Genomic DNA, 16,076 nt, shown 5'->3' with positions numbered 1-16,076 from the left:
ACACGCAACTGAAGCGACACAACCGACTCCGCCTCACCCACCGACCGGTTCGCAAATTTGACGACCAGGTCAAACCCTTATGTGAGCGGCATTGCACCTAGGTGAGCCAAACACGCCTCGCAGGTCTGCCGAATTCGCAAACCGTCGAGTTCGCCACGATTGACGGGGATCGAAACTCTCTCATCGGCAACCGCCGCGGCATATCGGCGCTGTAAGCAAGCAGCCCGCCGCCTCGGTGTCGGGCGTGGACGACCGGCAACTCACGTGCTCGTCAGCTGATCGCTGGGCTCCCTTGTGCGGCCAATCGTCGGTTGGTGAGCTCCAATTGACGCACCGTTGCCGCCTCGAGCGCACCCATCTGGGCGTCGTCCAAGCGCCCGCACAGCCGCCCCCAGTGCACCGCGACCCGCTCCCCTACCGCGACGTCCGGCAGCGCCGCGTACCCGTCCACCCGGATCGGCACCGACCGCGCCGTCTCCACCGACAACGCGAGACGTTCGCCGTCCCAGCTCAGCGCGCGGCAGCGCAACACGACCTCGCCGCCGGCGCGGTCGAGCACCGTTCCCCAGCTGATCCGGCAGTTGTCGAGCACGTGCAGCGGATGTTCGTTGCCACGCCCGAGCAGCCGCGACCAGGGGTACACACCGAAGACGTGGAAGCAGTGGTTGGCGGCCGCCTCCTCGGCCAGCCGTGGCGTCAGGTACGTCCAGTACCCGCCCGCGACCGGGCCGAGCAGATCCAGCAGTTCGGCGGTGAACTCGCGGGCATCCAGTTCCGCGCCGACGCCGCCGCCCAGCCAGTAGGCCTCGACGAGCCTGCGGTCCAGCGGGTCCGCGATACCGGTCATGCGCGCCATCACGCGCAGGTACGGCCACGCTCCGGTGAACCGGCGCGCCACCGCCCGCACCTGCTCGTCCGAGCCGTCGCGCAGGGCCGCGGCGTCGGGCGGCCCGCAGTAGCCGAGCCGATTGGGCGCGTAGGCGTACCGGGCGAACATCTCCGCTCCGCTGCCCGCCATCAGCACGGCCCTCCACCCGGCCGGCCGGGGGACCATCGCTGCTCGATCCGGCCGAATCGCCACACTCCGACGGCGACCGCCCAGGTGAGCAGGAACAGTCCGGCGATCACGAAGCCCATGGCCCCCAGATCCAGCCCGCCGACCCACGCGAGCGGTCCGTCGGCGATGCCGAATTCGTCGGCCAGCAAGGAAATCATCTCCTGCGCGCCGATCAGCAGCGCCACGGCCACCGACAGACCGGTGACGACGATGTTGTAGTAGACGGTGCGCAGCGGCCCGGCGAACGCCCATCCGTATGCGTAGTTCATGAACGCGCCGTCCAGCGCGTCGAACAGCGTCATGCCCGCCGAGAACAGCACGGGCAGCACGAGAATCGCGTACCACGGCAGGTCGGTCGCCGCCGCGCCGCCCGCGATCACCAGCAAGCTCACCTCGGTGACGGTGTCGAAGCCGAGGCCGAACAGCAGCCCGACGAGGTACATCTGCCACGGCGCGCGCACCGCCCGGGTCAGCGGCCCGGTCACCCGCTGCAACGCGCCGCGGTCGTGCAGCCGCTGCCGCAAGGCGGCCTCGTCGTAGCTCCCACGACGCATCGAACGGAACACCCGCCAGATGCCGATCAGCGAGACCAGGTTCAACGCCCCGATGGCGAGCAGGAAAGTGCCGGAGATGCCGGTGCCGAAGAGGCCGGTCCAGCGTTGCAACCCGGAGTTCTCGTCGCGCAGGTTGCCCGCCAGCGCCTTGACGCCGAATGCCAGCAGCGCGACGAGGACGAACACGATGGTGGAGTGCCCGAGGGAGAACCAGAATCCGACCGACAGCGGCTTGCGCCCGTCCGCGACCAGTTTGCGGGTGGTGTTGTCGATCGCGGCGATGTGATCGGCGTCGAACGCGTGCCGCATGCCGAGCGTGTAGGCGGTGACGCCGAGGCCGACGCCGAACACCGCACCGTCCACCACGTATCCACCGGGGACAACGAGCAGCAGCAGCGCCGACCACCCGAGGACGTGCAGGACGACCACGACCGACGCCATCCCCGCGACGCCGCGCCGCTGCCGTCCGTCCAGCGGGGCACGCGACGCCGCAGGCGTCTCGGCGATCCGAACGATGATCCACACCTCGCCTTCTGGCTCGGGACCGATACCGGTCCCCGGTCAGCAGATCCGTGGCAGCTGCTCGCCCGCGGGCAGATCCACCACCCGCGTACCGCCGAGTGCCGTGCGGGCGACCACCATGCCGGGATGTTCGGCGACGCATCGGCCGATCACGGCGGCCTGCGCCCCCAGCGGGTGCTCCCGCATCGCCGCCAGCACGCGTTCGGCGTCCTCGGGCGCGACGAACGCCAGCAGCTTGCCCTCGTTGGCCACGTACATCGGGTCCAGGCCGAGCAGCCCGCACGCGTCGCGCACGCCGTCCGGCACGGGAAGCTGCCGCTCGTCCAAGGCCACGCCGACTTTCGCGGCACGGGCGATCTCGTTGAGCGAGGCCGCGACGCCGCCGCGGGTGGGGTCGCGCAGCACGTGCAGGTCGGCGCCGGTAGCCAGCATCGCCGCGACCAGACCGTGCAGCGGCGCGGTGTCGCTGAGCACGGTGGTACCGAACTCCAGACCCTCGCGGCAACTGAGCACCGCGACACCGTGCACCCCGATCTCGCCGCTGACCAGCACGACGTCCCCAGGGGTCGCGCGTTGCGGCCGGATGTCCACCTCGGGGGGCACCACGCCGATGCCCGCGGTGTTGATGTAGATCCCGTCACCGTGCCCGGCGTCGACCACCTTGGTGTCCCCCGTGACCAGCTGGACTTCGGCCGCCAGCGCAGCGGTCCCGACCGCCTGCGCGATGCGTGCGATGTCGGCCAGCGCGGTGCCCTCCTCCAGGATGAACGCGGTGGACAGCACCATCGGACGCGCACCGGACATGGCCAGATCGTTCACCGTGCCGTTGACCGCGAGCTCACCGATGGTGCCGCCCGGGAAGACGAGCGGCTTCACCACGAACGAATCGGTGGAGAAGGCCAGCCGCGCGCCGTCGAGCGTGACGACCGCGGAATCGGCCAGGTCCGCGTTCGCGGCGGAGCCGAACGCGGGCAGGAACAGATGCTCGATCAGCTCGCCGGACATCGCGCCACCGCCGCCGTGGCCCATCACGATATTCGGCGAATCCCGCAGCGGCATCGGGCAGACCCAGCCCTCATCGATCGTCACGGGCGCGGCGCCTTCATCACGCATGAGCCACCTCCGCGGGCAGATCCAAGCGCCGGTACAGGTAGTAGGCGGCGCACGCGCCTTCGGAGGACACCATGGTGGCGCCCAGAGGATTCCGCGGCGTGCACTGCTTGCCGAAAGCGGCGCACTCGTTCGGTTTGATCAGCCCTTGCAGCACCTCTCCGGAGCGGCAGATGGTCGATTCTTCGGTGTGCAGGTCGCCCACGGCGAAGCGGTGCTCGGCGTCGAACTCGCGATAGCGCTCCGACAACCGCCAGCCGCTGCGCGGGATGACGCCGATGCCCCGCCAGGCCCGGTCGGTGACCTCGAAGACGTCCTGCAGCATGGCTTTCGCCGCGGGATTGCCCCCAGCGGCCACCGCGCGCGGGTAGGCGTTCTCCAGTTCGTGCCTGCCGGACTCCAGTTGCAGCACGGTGCGGCGGATGCCCTCCAGAATGTCCAGCGGCTCGAATCCGGTGACCACCATCGGCACCCGGTATTGCTCGGCCAGCGGCGGGTACTCGTCGGTGCCCATCACGGTGCAGACGTGCCCGGCGGCGAGGAATCCTTGCACCCGACAGGTCGGGGACTCCATGATGGCGGCGATGGCGGGCGGGACCAGCACGTGCGACACCAGCAGCGAGAAGTTCCTGATCCCCAGCCGCTTCGCCTGGTAGACCGTCATGGCGTTGGCCGGAGCCGTGGTCTCGAATCCGATGCCGAAGAACACGACCTCGCGGTCGGGATTCTCCTTGGCCAGGTTCAGCGCGTCCAGCGGCGAGTACACCACTCGGACGTCACCGCCCTCGCTCTTCACCCGGAACAAGTCCTTGGAACTGCCCGGCACGCGCAGCATGTCACCGAACGAACAGAAGATCACGCCCGGTCGCGCGGCGATCTCCAGCGCCTTGTCGATCACCTCCAGCGGGGTGACGCAGACCGGGCAGCCGGGGCCGTGGATCATCTCGATCTGGTCGGGCAGCAGTTGGTCTATGCCGTGGCGGATGATCGAATGCGTCTGTCCACCACAAACTTCCATGATCGCCCAGCGGCGGCTGGTCGCGGCGCGGATCCGATCGAGCAGGTGCCGGGCCAGCTCGGGGTTGCTGAACTCGTCCAGATATTTCATGACTTCGCCTCCGGTTCCTCGCGGGACGGCTCGGCGGCGGGATTGTCCAGGCCCGCCTGCTTCGCGGCGATGGCGAAACCGTCGCCGAATTCCTCGTTCAGTACGCCGAGGTGCTCGAACTCGGCCAGGGTCCGCAGCGCGGACTCCTCGTCCAGACGCTGGATCGCGAAACCGACGTGGACCACGACGTAGTCGCCGACCGCCGCGTCCGGGATGTATTGCAAGCACACGTCCTTGTGCACGCCGCCGAAGTCGACGATCGACATCAGCGTGCCGTCCCGCTCGTGCAGGCTGAGCACTTTGCCTGGTACCGCAAGACACATCGTTGCTCTCCTTCGCTCATCCCTCGCTGCACGCGAGGAGTTGCCCGAACGCGAGGCCGCCGTCGTTGGGCGGCAGCCGGTGGTGGGTGATCACGGTGAACCCGTTGTCGCGCAGCAGCGCACAGGTTCGCGCGAGCAGCAGGGCGTTCTGGAATACGCCGCCGGACAGGGCGACGACCGTCCCCGGTGCGGCGTACCGCGCCGCGAGGTCGAGCACCAACCGAGCGACGGCGGCGTGGAAGCGCGCGCCCACCACCTGCGGGGGCGCGCCCGCGCGAACGTCGGCGACCACGTCCGCGATCACCGGCGCGGCATCGATCCCGGCGGTATCACCGTCCGGGAGTGGGAATCGGTAGGCGGTGTCGCCTTCGGCCGCCGCGCGCGAAAGCCCTTCCAGTTCGATCGCCGCCTGGGCTTCGTAGTCGACGACGTGCCGCACGCCGCACAGCGAGGACACCGCGTCGAACAACCGGCCCATGCTGGACGTGGGCGCGCAGCCCAGTCCGGTCCGGAACTGATGGGCCAGCACGGAACGCTCGGCGGGCGGACACGCCGCGACCGCGGGAATGTCCTCGGACCAGTCGATCCCGGCCGCGCGCAGATGAGCCAGCGCCATGCGGTAGGGCCTGCGCACGGCGAGATCACCGCCCGCGAGCGGCACGTACTTCAGGTGCGCCAGACGCCGGTAGCCCTTGTAGCCCGCCAGCAGCACCTCACCGCCCCACACCGCCGCGTCCGGTCCGTACCCGGTGCCGTCGAAGGCGATGCCGACCACCTGCTCGGTGGCGCCGAGCCCGTGCTCGCCCATGACGGCGGCGATGTGCGCGTGATGGTGCTGGACGGTGTAGACCGCTCGTTCGCCCGCGTGCCTGCGCGCCCAGGCGGTGGAGCGGTAGCCGGGGTGCGCGTCGGCGACCAGCTGCGCGGGACGGACGCCGGTGAGTTCGCCGAGGTGGCGCTGCGCGGCGTCGAAGGAGCGCAGCGTCGCCAGGTCGTCCATGTCGCCGATGTGCTGGCTCAACCAGGCGTAGCGGCCGTCGGCCATCGCGCAGGTGTTCTTGAGGTCCGCGCCGACGGCGAGCGTCGGCGGCAGCGGCACCGGTAGCAACAGCGGCAGCGGCGCGTAGCCGCGCGAGCGGCGGACCGGCAGTTCGCGGCCGTCGAGCGAGCGCACCACCGAGTCGTCGCAGGGCACCAGGATGCGCCGGTTGTGCGACAGCCAGCCGTCGGCGAGCCCGGCCAGACGGGTGCGTGCGTCGTCGTCCTGGTAGCAGATCGGCTCGCCGCCGAGATTGCCCGAGGTCATCACGAGCACCTGCGGGCCGGGCGGGTCGCCGGGCAGACCGAACAGCAGCAGGTGCAGCGGGGTGTAGGCGAGCATGACGCCCAGGTCCGGATTGCCGGGCGCCACCGATGGCGAGACCGCCGGGCCGTCGTTCGAAGCGGGCTCCTCGGGCGAGGATCGGCGAGCGAGCAACACGATGGGGCGAGCCGGGCTGGTCAGCAGCGTCGCACCGGCGTCGTCTACGGCGACGACGGCCCGTGCCGTGGCCAGATCCGGCACCATCACGGCGAAAGGTTTGTCACCACGGCGTTTGCGGCGCCGAAGTTCCGCGACGGCCGCCTCGTTCGTGGCGTCACAGGCGAGGTGGTATCCGCCGATGCCTTTGACCGCCAGGATTCCGCCCGCGCGCAGCAGTTGCCGCGCGGCCGTCAGCGGCGTATCGGCTCCTGGTCCCGTATAGGCGAGCGTGGGGCCGCAGTCGGGGCAGGCGATCGGCTGCGCGTGGAAGCGCCGATCGGCGGGATCGGCGTATTCCCGTGCGCACCGCTCGCACATGGCGAAGTCGGCCATCGATGTGCGCTCGCGGTCGTAGGGCAGGCTCGCGATGATGGTGAAACGCGGACCACAGTTGGTGCAGTTGACGAACGGATGGCGGTAACGGCGATCGCGCGGATCGCGCAACTCGCGTTCGCAATCGGCGCAGATCGCGACATCGGGTGAGGCGAGCGTGCGACCGCCGCCCTCGCGGGTGGTGCCCGCGATGTGGAATCCGGTGCCGCCGCGCGCCGGGATGTCGGCCTGCTCGACCGACTCGATCACCGCCAGCGGCGGCGGTCGCAGGCGCAGCCGCCGGGCGAACTCGTCCAGATCTTCGGCCGCTCCCTCGATCTCGACGATCACGCCGTTGCTGTTGTTGCTCACGCTGCCGGACAGCGCCAGTTCGGCGGCGGTGGTGTAGACGAACGGCCGGAATCCGACGCCTTGGACCACACCGCGCACCAGCAGACGCCGCCGCAGCCGCACAGTGCTCATGACTGGTCCCCGCGTTGCAGCAGACGCAGCCCCTGCAGCGCCGCCTCGGCTCCGGCCGCGTCGGTCTTCTCCACCGCGAAACCCATGTGGATGATCACCCAGTCACCCGGCCGGGCCGGGTCGGCGTCGAGCAGCCCGATGTTCACCTTCCGCTGCTCGCCGGAGACGTCGACCAAGGCGATCTGATCGTGGTACCCGTCAGGGATCGCCAGCACCTGTCCCGGGATGCCCAGACACATCGGTCAGTCCTCCTGTCGCGCTGTGGCCCGCGGAAGCGGGGAGCCATCGGATGTCCCGGCGGGCAGGAACGCGGCGAGCACCTCGCCGACGGCGGCGACCGCCTCCGGCACCGCCGCCGCGACCGGCGCGGACAGGCCGATGCCCTCCTCCACGCAGGCGACCTGGCAACCGATGACGACCGTGGGCGGCAACACGCCGCCCAGCGCGCGTACCCCGGCGAAGACGGCGTCCGGGCTCATCGCGTGGGCGTCGAGCTGGGCGCCGGTGTCCTCCGGCTCGGCGCCGAACACCTCGACCCGGCCGGGCGCGCCGCGGTCGGGCAGCGCGTCGATCAGCAGCAGCGCCGCCCAGGCGTCGAGCAGGTCGTAGGCGAGGTGCATGCCGCGGATGCCGTAGTCCACCGCGCGCACACCGGGGTCGGGGTGGCGCGGCAGCCTGCGCACCACCTCGGGTCCGAATCCGTCGTCGCCGAGAAAGATGTTGCCGATCCCGGCGATCAGCACCGCGGCCGTCGAGTCACCCCTCTTTCTCGGTGGGTGCCGTCGCGCCGCCCACTCGCGCGTCGTCGACCTTTCCGGTCGCCGTCTCCGCGGGGGCGTTGGCGGTGTCCTTGCGCTCGTCGTACGGAGGTACCGCCGCTTCGGTGCCGGTCGGGGCTTCCGAGGTGAACTCGGTGCTCTTCTTGGCGTCTTCCGGATGCACGGAGGTTATCTCCTCGTGACCGATGTGGCCCGGTTCCCGGTCCGCCGGGCCTCCGGCCGCGACGCCCGTGCCCGCGTCGCGCGAACCCGGCGCGCCACGTGCCGATTGCGGCTCTTCACGATGCTCACCCATGATGCTCCTTTCCGGTGTCCCGCTACATGTGCCGGATCTTCAGGTATCGCCGCAGATCCGGGATCGACCGCACGCCGAGATACAACCCCGCCGCCACCAGCACGGCGACGACGGTCGTCGAGACCACTCCCACGGTTTCCATAGCGGACTTCCTTTCATTCCTCGGTGCCGTCGAGCGGCTCCAGTTCGTCGGGCGCGAAATACAGGTAGCGCCCGTACCATTCGTGCAGCTCGGCTGCCGGATCGGCGTCCAGCACCACCCCGACGTGCGCCTGCCCGTCCACGTCCTCGTGGACCGAAACGACCCGGGCGCACTGCCCGTCGAAGAACAGATCCTGGGCGTCGGCCCGGCGCGCCGGATGCAGCCGGACGCGGCTGCCCTTGCGCACCAGCGCCCCCGCGATCGGCACGGCGTCGACATCCGGGCGAACGGCGCCGTCGGCCAGCGGGTCCCACCAATCGATGCCCTCGGGAATCTCCGGGATCAACCCGGGTCCCTCGGCGTGCGGGTCGCGCAACACGCCGTGCAACTGCCGCATCGCGTCGGGCGACATGGCCTCGCAGCGGTCGATGATCTCCGCCGCGCGCGGGTCGGTGGCTCGGGCGCGCGCCTTCTCCGCATCGGTCATGGTGAGTATGCGCAGCGTGAGGATCTCGTCGATCTCGGTGGAGTCGAACAGCGCTCCTTCGCTCTGCTCCGCGATCTCCGGGTGGTCGTAGAGGATGATCGGCGAGATGAGCAGCACGCTGTAGTCGCCGGGCGGCCCCGCGAGCACCGGGAAGCATCGGTACCGATCGCAGCGGGCGGCCACGGCGGTGGCGTCGGGCGGCGGTTCCAGCAGGGAGACGAACTGTCCGCCGGTGATCTCCGCGATGATGTGCGCGCCGATCAGCGAGCGGGCGATGGCGTCGCGCTTGTCGGTCGCGGGTGCGCCCACGTTGCGCAGGACGACCGTGAGCCGCACGAAGCCGTCGTCCCGGTCGGCGGCGAGTTCCAGCTCACCCGTCAGCGGCAGCCGGGTCCGCACGAACGTGCCCGGCCCGGGGACGGCGGCGGTGGCGATCTGCTCGGCGTCGGAGCCGCCCGGGGTGTCCAGCGGCACGACCATACGGGCGGGCGGGACGGGGCCGACGGTGATCTCCTGCTCGACCGCCTCGTCCCAGGACAGCCACGACCGCGCGCCATCGGTCAGCTCCGGGACGGGCGTACCGTCCCCGTCCACCACTTGACGGCGCTGGAGCTGGAGGAACCGCACGGTGAGGGTGAGTTCGGGATTCTCGCCCGGTTCGATCAGGCACTGCGCCGACAGCGTCGACTCCTCGCCGAGTCCCGCCGCGGCGGACTCGCGCGGCCCCAGCACGCCGAACTGCCAGCGCGACTGATTCTTTCGCGCGTCGGCGCGGTAGGGGTAGAGCAGGTAGCCCTCGTAGAGCACGGCGTCGGCGACGGCGCGGGCGCGGGCACGGGCTTCGGCGGTCGTCACGGCGTCTCCTCGGTGCTGGTCAGCAGGCGGGTCACCGCGTCGTCAAAGCCGTGCAGGCCGTGGCTGGATTTGTAGGTGGCCAGCGCCCGCAGGGTGTCGTTGTGCAGCCGCACCCACCCGGTATTCGGGAAGTACGCGTCGATCAGGCCCTGCCACACCGACACGGGCATCTCGAACTTGTCCTCGCGATCCCACGGAATCTGCTGGATGGCGAATCCGGTGGTGCCCCGGATGAAGACCGTCCCGCTGAACAGGAACAGCAGCGGCACCACACCCTCGCGCAACGCGTGCAGGTATTTCGAGCCGGTCACTTCGAAGTCGTAGGTGCACGGCATCGGCAGGTCCACTTGGGCGCCGCCGGTGAAACTCGGAACCATGGTGGCGCAGTGCATCCAGAGAAACGAGCGCTGGGTCTCGTGCCACCGTTCGCGCGGGCCGAACAGATCGACCAGCCCCGCGGCTTCCTCGTCGGAGTAGCCGCGGCGGAACGGCTCGATGCGCACCTGCGCGCGCAGGGCGATGGCGTGCACGGGTTCCTCCGCGAGCGCGGCGATGCCGACGCGCGCGGACAGGATCGGCGCGACGGCGTACGGCTCGGGTTTGATCTCGAGCACGGCGAACGTCGTCGAGTACACCGGGCTCATGCCGCACCGCCGGTTTTCGCGCGCGCCGACGCCTCGGCGAAGAACTGCTCCAGATATCGGTGCACGTCCTGGCCGCCGTCGAATCCGTGCCACAGCAGCCGCATCCGGCCGACGAATTCGTAGCAGGCGTCGATCGGCAGCAGCAGGCAGGCCGCCCGCTCGGTGCGGCGGTCGGGCACCCTGATGAGCAGCGCTTCCACATCCGGGGCGAGCACGTCCAGCTCGGGATGCCGGTGGAGGATCGAATTCCATTGCTCCAGGGGTAATTCCGACTCCGTCGCGCCGGCGGGTCCGGGATAGAACGCCACCGTCCGGTCCAGTGCGGAATTGCGGAAGAAGAACGCCAGATTCACCGGGATGTCCAGTGCCTCCCATTCGGCCCGGCTGATCGTGAAATCCGGGAACGTCAGATACCGGTCCGGCACCGCTCGATACCGCAGCTCCGCGCTCTGGTCTACGAACAGCAAGTAGCAGCCGCGGCATACGCACATCAGCTGCCTGCCTTCGACGTTCACCACGTGCTGGTGCCGGTCGGCGATCGGCTCCGCGCACATTTCGCACCGCTCGCCGGGCCGGGGGGCGGGCCCGCGATCGGCGGCGATCCGCTGGAGCGCGCGAAACGGTGTGCTCACCCGTGGACCTCCACCGGCACCGCCACCGACAGTTCGCCGGAGCGCACGAGCACGGGGAGCGGTTCGAGGTGACCGTCACCGTCGACCCGGGCGCCCGCGTGCACCACGTCGTAGTGCGCCCGGCAGGTCGGGCACCGCAGCACCGCGTCACCGGCCGGGAACCCCACCCGCCGCTCCAGCGCCGCACCCGCGAGCGAGCGGTCGCATCCGGGGCAGTGGTCGCGATAGGCGTACAGCTCCGTTCCCACCCGGCAGGCGAGCACCGTCAGCCCGGCGACGTCGAAGCCGCCCACCTCGCCCGCGTCTAGTTCGGCCAGTTCGGGGACCGCGACCCAGTTGCCGGACCGCGCGCCGTCCGCGCGCACGCGCGAGAACAGCGAGTCGGCGGAGATCACCCCCGCCGACTCGGTCTGCGCGGCGACGACTTCGATGGACTCGATCTCCGGCGCGGCCGCCCGCACCGCGTCCTCGACGGCCAGTTCGAGCGTCACCGACGAGGACGGACAGCTCTTGCAACTGCCCGCCAGTTCCAAGCGCACCACGCCGTCGACGATGTCGACCAGGTGGACGTCGCCGCCGTGGGAACCGAGATACGGACGCACGCTGTCCAGCGCGTTCCCTACGCGGGTGGCCACATCGTGCGGATGCAGCCCGTGCACGAGCAGCAGGCTCGCGACCAGATCGTCGCGGGTCAACCGCTCGACCGCCGCGTCGTCGAGCAGCTCGACCACGCGGGTCAGCGCCGCGCCGTAGAGTCCGACCAGTTCGCGCACGAGTTGCTCCGCGCGTTCGCGGGCGAGCGCCCCGCCCGCCGAACTCGCTTCCAGCAAGGTCTCGATGCGATCACCGGCTTCACGCCACCGGGACTCGTCGAGCGTCGCGTCGTCCCGGTCGTCCGGGCGATCCTCCACCGTCACCTCCGGGTCGTCTCGCCCGACGCGGACTCACTCGGGAGTGAGCGTCTGCGTCGGTGAATGCAGCTTCTCCAGCGTCTTGCCCTTGCCCAGATACATGTGCACGCCACACGGCAGGCACGGATCGAAACTGCGCACGGTGCGCATGACGTCGATGCCCTTGAAGTGCTCGCGGTCGTTCTCCTCGAAGATCGGCTGGCCCTGCACCGCGTCCTCGTAGGGACCCGGCGTGCCGAAGCTGTCGCGCGGGCTGGCGTTCCACGGCGTCGGCGGGTACGGGTGGTAGTTCGCGATCTTGCCGTCCCGGATCACCATGTGATGCGACAGCACGCCGCGCACGGCCTCGGTGAAGCCGCAGCCGATGCTTTCTTCCGGCACCTCGAACTTCTCCCAGGTCTTGGTGTGGCCGGCTCGGATCTCCGCCATCGCCTTCTCCGCGAAGTGCAGCGCGCAGGCCGCCGCGTACGCCTGGAAATAGGTGCGCGCGCGGTTGCGCTCGAGGGTGTTGCTGCCGTGCACCGGCACCTTCCACTCCAGCGTGACCGGCCCCTTGAGCGCGGTCTTGGGCAGATTGATCTGCACGCTGTGCCCGGTGGCCTTCACGTAGCCGATATCGATGAGGTTGGCCAGCGCCGTCGACCACAGCCGGGCCAGCGGGCCGCCGCCGGTGTCCAGGGGGAGGTGATCGGTGCCGTCGAACCATCGCGGCGACATGACCCAGCTGTACTTCTCGTCCAGGTCGCGTTTCTGCGGCCGGGGGTTGGTGTGCTGGTTCCAGGGATGGCGGCGGTCCACCGGGTTGCCCAGCGGATCGGTCTTGACGAACATCTCCTGATCGGTCCAGTCCTCGTAGTACGAACTGCCCAGCAGGATCCGCAGTCCCAAGTTGATGTCGACCAGGGAGGTGGTCAGCAGTTTCCCATCGACCACGACGCCGGGGGTCACGTACATCTTGCGGCCCCAGTCCGCCATGTCCTTGTACTCGAAGTTGCAGACCTCCGGGTCCTGGAACGAGCCCCAGCAACCCAGCAGCGTGCGCCGCAGACCGACCTTCTCGTAGCCCGGCAGCGCCTCGTAGAAGAAGTCGAACAGATCGTCGTGCATCGGCACGACCTTCTTCATGAACTCCACGTAGCGCATCAGCCGGGACATGTAGTCGGTCATCAACTGGATCGTCGCGACCGTGCCAGGTCCACCGGGATACAGCGTGGACGGATGGACGTGCCTGCCTTCCATCAGGCAGAACATCTCGCGCGTGATCCGGCTGACCTGCAACGCCTCCCGGTAGAACTCACCGGTGAACGGGTTGAGCGCCCGCATGATGTCGGCGATGGTGCGATAGCCGTGGTCGCCCGCGTGCGGCGCCTCGGTGTTCTCGGCCCTGGCCAGCACGCCCGGATTGGTCTCGGAGACCATCTTCTCGCAGTAGTCGACGCCGACCAGGTTCTCCTGGAAGATGTTGTGGTCGAACATGTACTCGGCGGCCTCGCCCAGGTTGACGATCCACTCGCCGAGGTGCGGCGGGCGCACGCCGTAGGCCATGTTCTGGCAGTAGCACGAACAGGTGGCGTGGTTGTCGCCGCAGATGCCGCAGATGCGGCTGGTGATGAAGTGCGCGTCGCGCGGGTCCTTGCCCTTCATGAAGATCGAGTAGCCGCGGAAGATGGACGAGGTGCTGTGGCACTCGACCACTTCCCGATTCTCGAAGTCGATTTTGGTGTAGATGCCGAGGCTGCCGACGATACGAGTGATCGGGTCCCACGCCATCTCGACGAGGCGGTCCGGCTCGATCGTCTTGTGCGACGGCTCCGGGATGATCTGGGTCATCAGTGAACCTCCTACCAGGTGCGGGTCGCGCCGGTCTCCAGCTTCCGGCCCCGGTGCCGCCAGTGCGGCTCCTTGTCGACCGTGCGTCCGGTGATATGACGGAGGCTGCGGATCACCGATCCGTAGAGCCCCGATGCGGTGGACGAGAACTTCCCACCGGGTGGTTCGTCCATGAACGGCATGAACTTGTCCGGGAATCCCGGCATGGTGCAGCCGATGCAGATGCCGCCGACGTTCGGGCAGCCGCCCAAGCCGTTCATCCAGCCGCGCTTGGGCACGTTGCACTTGACCACGGGTCCCCAGCAGCCGAGCTTCACAATGCATTTCGGCGAGCCGTACTCGGTGGCGAACTCCCCCTGCTCGTAGTAGCCCGCGCGGTCGCAACCTTCGTGCACGGTCGCACCGAACAGCCACTTGGGCCGCAACGCCTCGTCGAGTGGGATCATCGGCGCCTGACCGGTCGCCATGTAGAGCAGATAGGTCAGCGTCTCCGACAGGTTGTCCGGCTGGATCGGGCAGCCCGGCACGCAGACGATCGGAATACCCGCCTTGCTCTTCCAGTCCCAGCCGAGATAGTCCGGCACGCCCATCGCGCCGGTGGGGTTGCCCGCCATGGCGTGGATGCCACCGTAGGTCGCGCAGGTGCCCGCCGCCACGATGGCCGTGGCCTTCGGCGCGAGACGGTCGAGCCATTCACTGGTCGTCATGGGCTGGCCGGTGGCGGGATTGTTGCCGAACCCGCACCAGTAGCCCTCCTCTTTGATCTGCTCGTTCGGAATCGAGCCCTCGACCACCAGCACGAACGGTTCGAGTTCCCCGCGGTCGGCTTTGAAGAACCACTCCAGGAAGTCGTCCGCACCGCCGTTGGGGCCGCACTCGTAGTCGATCAGCGGCCAATGCACGGCGATCTTGGGCAGACCGGGAAGCGCGCCGAGGGCGATCTCTTCGACGCTCGGCTGCGTGGCCGCCGTCAGGGCGACCGAATCACCGTCACAACTGAGTCCCGCGTTGATCCACAGAACGTGGATCAACGTCTCTTCGGCTCGTACTGCTTCCTGAGTGGGCATTTCTCGCCACCTTCCGCAGCGGACCACGGGGGCCGAATCTCGCCTTTCTCGAAGAAGGGGTCACCCGTAGATGTGATCCTGATCACTTCACTTTAAGCGCGCCCGGCGGCTTCCTCAAGAGCCGCCGGACCGGCCGCGCAACGCTGCCCGGCCAGCCAGTCATACCAGGTAGACAGGCCTTCTCCGCTGCTCACCGACAGCGGAAGGACCTCGACGCCGGGGTGTATCGAATGGATGTATTCCCGGCATCGGTCCAGGTCGAAATCGACATACGGCAGCAGGTCGGTCTTGTTCACCAGCACCAGACCCGCCGCCTGGAACATGTGCGGATACTTCAGCGGTTTGTCGGTCCCCTCGGTCACCGAGATGACGACCACCTTCTCCCGCTCCCCCAGATCGAACAGCGCCGGGCAGACCAGGTTGCCGACGTTCTCGACGAACAGCAGCGTGCCCGGCGCGGGGTCGAGCGTCTCCAGCGCGCGATACATCATCTCCGCGTCGAGATGACATCCCGCGCCGGTGTTGACCTGCACCACACGGCACCCCGTCGCCTTGATCCGGTCGGCATCGAGCAATGTCGCCTGGTCCCCTTCGATCACCGCGATCGGGGCCTGACCGGACTCGCGAATGGTGCGTTCCAGCAGCGTGGTCTTACCGGCGCCCGGCGAGCTCGTCATATTGAGCGCGAGGATGCCGCGCTCGGCCAGCCAGTCCCGGTTGCGCTGCGCCAGTTCGTCGTTCTTGGCGAGGACCTTCAACTCCAAGGTGACCGTCTCGGTGGCGGGCACGTGGACGTGGTCGGCGCCGGGACCGTGCTCGTGTGGATGGTGATCCTGGTGGGTGTGCTCATGGTCCGCATGGGCGTGGTCGTGCCCGTCGGCGTGCTGGTGATCGTGCGGGACGCGAATCAGCGCGGCGTCGTCGCCGCACCCGCAGGTTGCGCACATGCCTCACTCACCTCCATGGATCGGATACGCAGCTCGCGCCCGGCGCGGATCTCGACATCGGCGCTGCCGCAGGGACACAGCAGGATCGGGTCCGGCAGCCGGAACTCGGCGCCGCAGGTGCGGCATGCCGCCACGCCCGGGATCTCTACCAGGACCAGTTCCGCGCCCTCGGCGACCGTCGCCTCGGCCGCGACTTCGAAACAGAACCGCATGGCATCGGGCACGACGGCGCACAGCGCGCCGACCTCGACGGTGACGGAGTGGACCCGTCGGCCCGCCGCGTGCTCACAGACGGCGTCTATGACGCTGCGCGTGATGGCCATCTCGTGCATCCGGACCTCGATTCCTCGAGTGGACAACTTGAGGCTACTCCCGGGCAAACCTTCTGCGGGGCAAATCTTCGATGCTCGGCGAACACGTCCTCGGGGCGTCACACATTACGTCGGCCACGGGCCACGGGTACCGGCGAAGCCGCGGCCGGAATCCCCCTCCGGAT

The 16,076-nt window shown here is 69.1% G+C and carries 18 protein-coding genes; all 18 read right to left on the bottom strand.

The window, feature by feature from the left end; translation table 11 throughout:
- Positions 1-271: 271 nt before the first annotated feature.
- The 18 genes from ACWEO7_RS18445 to hypA all read right to left on the bottom strand — a co-directional run bounded on the left by ACWEO7_RS18445 (position 272) and on the right by hypA (position 15,912).
- The gene (locus ACWEO7_RS18445; RefSeq protein WP_452424694.1) at positions 272-1,018 is read right to left on the bottom strand and encodes a DUF6390 family protein; all 747 of its coding nucleotides are present in this window, start codon (positions 1,016-1,018) and stop codon (positions 272-274) included.
- The gene (locus tag ACWEO7_RS18440) at positions 1,018-2,085 is read right to left on the bottom strand and encodes a HoxN/HupN/NixA family nickel/cobalt transporter (RefSeq protein ID WP_452424704.1); all 1,068 of its coding nucleotides are present in this window, start codon (positions 2,083-2,085) and stop codon (positions 1,018-1,020) included. The genes ACWEO7_RS18445 and ACWEO7_RS18440 overlap by 1 nt, the downstream gene beginning before the upstream one ends.
- Before the next feature lie 87 nt (positions 2,086-2,172).
- Complete coding sequence (gene hypE / locus ACWEO7_RS18435) at positions 2,173-3,246, bottom strand: hydrogenase expression/formation protein HypE (protein ID WP_452424692.1); 1,074 nt, start codon at positions 3,244-3,246, stop codon at positions 2,173-2,175.
- Complete coding sequence (gene hypD, locus ACWEO7_RS18430; protein WP_452424690.1) at positions 3,239-4,351, bottom strand: hydrogenase formation protein HypD; 1,113 nt, start codon at positions 4,349-4,351, stop codon at positions 3,239-3,241. The genes hypE and hypD overlap by 8 nt, the downstream gene beginning before the upstream one ends.
- On the bottom strand, positions 4,348-4,674 hold the full coding sequence (locus ACWEO7_RS18425) for a HypC/HybG/HupF family hydrogenase formation chaperone (RefSeq protein WP_452424689.1): 327 nt from the start codon (positions 4,672-4,674) through the stop codon (positions 4,348-4,350). The genes hypD and ACWEO7_RS18425 overlap by 4 nt, the downstream gene beginning before the upstream one ends.
- Before the next feature lie 16 nt (positions 4,675-4,690).
- Complete coding sequence (gene hypF, locus ACWEO7_RS18420; RefSeq protein ID WP_452424688.1) at positions 4,691-6,991, bottom strand: carbamoyltransferase HypF; 2,301 nt, start codon at positions 6,989-6,991, stop codon at positions 4,691-4,693.
- The gene (locus tag ACWEO7_RS18415; protein WP_450016605.1) at positions 6,988-7,230 is read right to left on the bottom strand and encodes a HypC/HybG/HupF family hydrogenase formation chaperone; all 243 of its coding nucleotides are present in this window, start codon (positions 7,228-7,230) and stop codon (positions 6,988-6,990) included. The genes hypF and ACWEO7_RS18415 overlap by 4 nt, the downstream gene beginning before the upstream one ends.
- Positions 7,231-7,233: 3 nt before the next feature.
- Positions 7,234-7,734 carry a hydrogenase maturation protease gene (locus ACWEO7_RS18410; RefSeq protein ID WP_452424686.1) on the bottom strand — a complete coding sequence of 167 codons (501 nt, stop codon included), beginning with the start codon at positions 7,732-7,734 and terminating at the stop codon, positions 7,234-7,236.
- A gap of 13 nt (positions 7,735-7,747) precedes the next feature.
- Entirely contained in the window at positions 7,748-8,065 is a 318-nt protein-coding gene (locus ACWEO7_RS18405; RefSeq protein WP_452424685.1) for a hypothetical protein, read from the bottom strand.
- 22 nt (positions 8,066-8,087) lie between these two features.
- Positions 8,088-8,207, bottom strand: a complete 120-nt coding sequence (locus ACWEO7_RS18400) for a DUF6893 family small protein (RefSeq protein WP_086006670.1) — start codon at positions 8,205-8,207, stop codon at positions 8,088-8,090.
- Between the two features lie 13 nt (positions 8,208-8,220).
- Positions 8,221-9,549, bottom strand: a complete 1,329-nt coding sequence (locus ACWEO7_RS18395; protein ID WP_452424683.1) for a hypothetical protein — start codon at positions 9,547-9,549, stop codon at positions 8,221-8,223.
- Positions 9,546-10,193: a DUF6084 family protein gene (locus ACWEO7_RS18390; protein ID WP_450016597.1), complete on the bottom strand. Its 648-nt coding sequence runs from the start codon at positions 10,191-10,193 to the stop codon at positions 9,546-9,548. The genes ACWEO7_RS18395 and ACWEO7_RS18390 overlap by 4 nt, the downstream gene beginning before the upstream one ends.
- On the bottom strand, positions 10,190-10,825 hold the full coding sequence (locus tag ACWEO7_RS18385) for a DUF5947 family protein (RefSeq protein WP_450016595.1): 636 nt from the start codon (positions 10,823-10,825) through the stop codon (positions 10,190-10,192). Before ACWEO7_RS18385 ends, ACWEO7_RS18390 begins: the two co-directional genes overlap by 4 nt.
- Positions 10,822-11,736 (bottom strand): NifU family protein, encoded by a 915-nt coding sequence (locus ACWEO7_RS18380; RefSeq protein ID WP_452424702.1) that lies wholly within the window; start codon positions 11,734-11,736, stop codon positions 10,822-10,824. The genes ACWEO7_RS18385 and ACWEO7_RS18380 overlap by 4 nt, the downstream gene beginning before the upstream one ends.
- Positions 11,737-11,769: 33 nt before the next feature.
- Complete coding sequence (locus tag ACWEO7_RS18375; RefSeq protein ID WP_450016593.1) at positions 11,770-13,566, bottom strand: nickel-dependent hydrogenase large subunit; 1,797 nt, start codon at positions 13,564-13,566, stop codon at positions 11,770-11,772.
- 11 nt (positions 13,567-13,577) lie between these two features.
- Positions 13,578-14,633 (bottom strand): NADH-quinone oxidoreductase subunit B family protein, encoded by a 1,056-nt coding sequence (locus tag ACWEO7_RS18370; protein ID WP_450016591.1) that lies wholly within the window; start codon positions 14,631-14,633, stop codon positions 13,578-13,580.
- Positions 14,634-14,725: 92 nt separating this feature from the next.
- Positions 14,726-15,580: a hydrogenase nickel incorporation protein HypB gene (gene hypB, locus ACWEO7_RS18365; RefSeq protein ID WP_452424681.1), complete on the bottom strand. Its 855-nt coding sequence runs from the start codon at positions 15,578-15,580 to the stop codon at positions 14,726-14,728.
- Entirely contained in the window at positions 15,541-15,912 is a 372-nt protein-coding gene (hypA, locus tag ACWEO7_RS18360) for a hydrogenase maturation nickel metallochaperone HypA (RefSeq protein WP_450016735.1), read from the bottom strand. Before hypA ends, hypB begins: the two co-directional genes overlap by 40 nt.
- Positions 15,913-16,076: the final 164 nt, after the last annotated feature.

It is taken from the genome of Nocardia sp. NPDC004260, assembly GCF_053603155.1.
The sequence above is the reverse complement of the archived record's forward strand: the minus strand, read 5'-3'. Positions and strand labels throughout refer to the sequence as shown.

What these genes read in the sequence shown, in the direction of transcription:
- ACWEO7_RS18415 (WP_450016605.1), bottom strand. Translation starts at nt 7,230, where the DNA reads ATGTGTCTGGGCATCCCGGGACAGGTGCTGGCGATCCCTGACGGGTAC.
- hypB (WP_452424681.1), bottom strand. Translation starts at nt 15,580, where the DNA reads ATGTGCGCAACCTGCGGGTGCGGCGACGACGCCGCGCTGATTCGCGTC.
- hypD (WP_452424690.1), bottom strand. Translation starts at nt 4,351, where the DNA reads ATGAAATATCTGGACGAGTTCAGCAACCCCGAGCTGGCCCGGCACCTG.
- ACWEO7_RS18375 (WP_450016593.1), bottom strand. Translation starts at nt 13,566, where the DNA reads ATGACCCAGATCATCCCGGAGCCGTCGCACAAGACGATCGAGCCGGAC.
- ACWEO7_RS18425 (WP_452424689.1), bottom strand. Translation starts at nt 4,674, where the DNA reads ATGTGTCTTGCGGTACCAGGCAAAGTGCTCAGCCTGCACGAGCGGGAC.
- ACWEO7_RS18370 (WP_450016591.1), bottom strand. Translation starts at nt 14,633, where the DNA reads ATGCCCACTCAGGAAGCAGTACGAGCCGAAGAGACGTTGATCCACGTT.
- hypF (WP_452424688.1), bottom strand. Translation starts at nt 6,991, where the DNA reads ATGAGCACTGTGCGGCTGCGGCGGCGTCTGCTGGTGCGCGGTGTGGTC.
- ACWEO7_RS18445 (WP_452424694.1), bottom strand. Translation starts at nt 1,018, where the DNA reads ATGGCGGGCAGCGGAGCGGAGATGTTCGCCCGGTACGCCTACGCGCCC.
- hypE (WP_452424692.1), bottom strand. Translation starts at nt 3,246, where the DNA reads ATGCGTGATGAAGGCGCCGCGCCCGTGACGATCGATGAGGGCTGGGTC.
- ACWEO7_RS18405 (WP_452424685.1), bottom strand. Translation starts at nt 8,065, where the DNA reads ATGGGTGAGCATCGTGAAGAGCCGCAATCGGCACGTGGCGCGCCGGGT.
- hypA (WP_450016735.1), bottom strand. Translation starts at nt 15,912, where the DNA reads ATGCACGAGATGGCCATCACGCGCAGCGTCATAGACGCCGTCTGTGAG.
- ACWEO7_RS18400 (WP_086006670.1), bottom strand. Translation starts at nt 8,207, where the DNA reads ATGGAAACCGTGGGAGTGGTCTCGACGACCGTCGTCGCCGTGCTGGTG.
- ACWEO7_RS18390 (WP_450016597.1), bottom strand. Translation starts at nt 10,193, where the DNA reads ATGAGCCCGGTGTACTCGACGACGTTCGCCGTGCTCGAGATCAAACCC.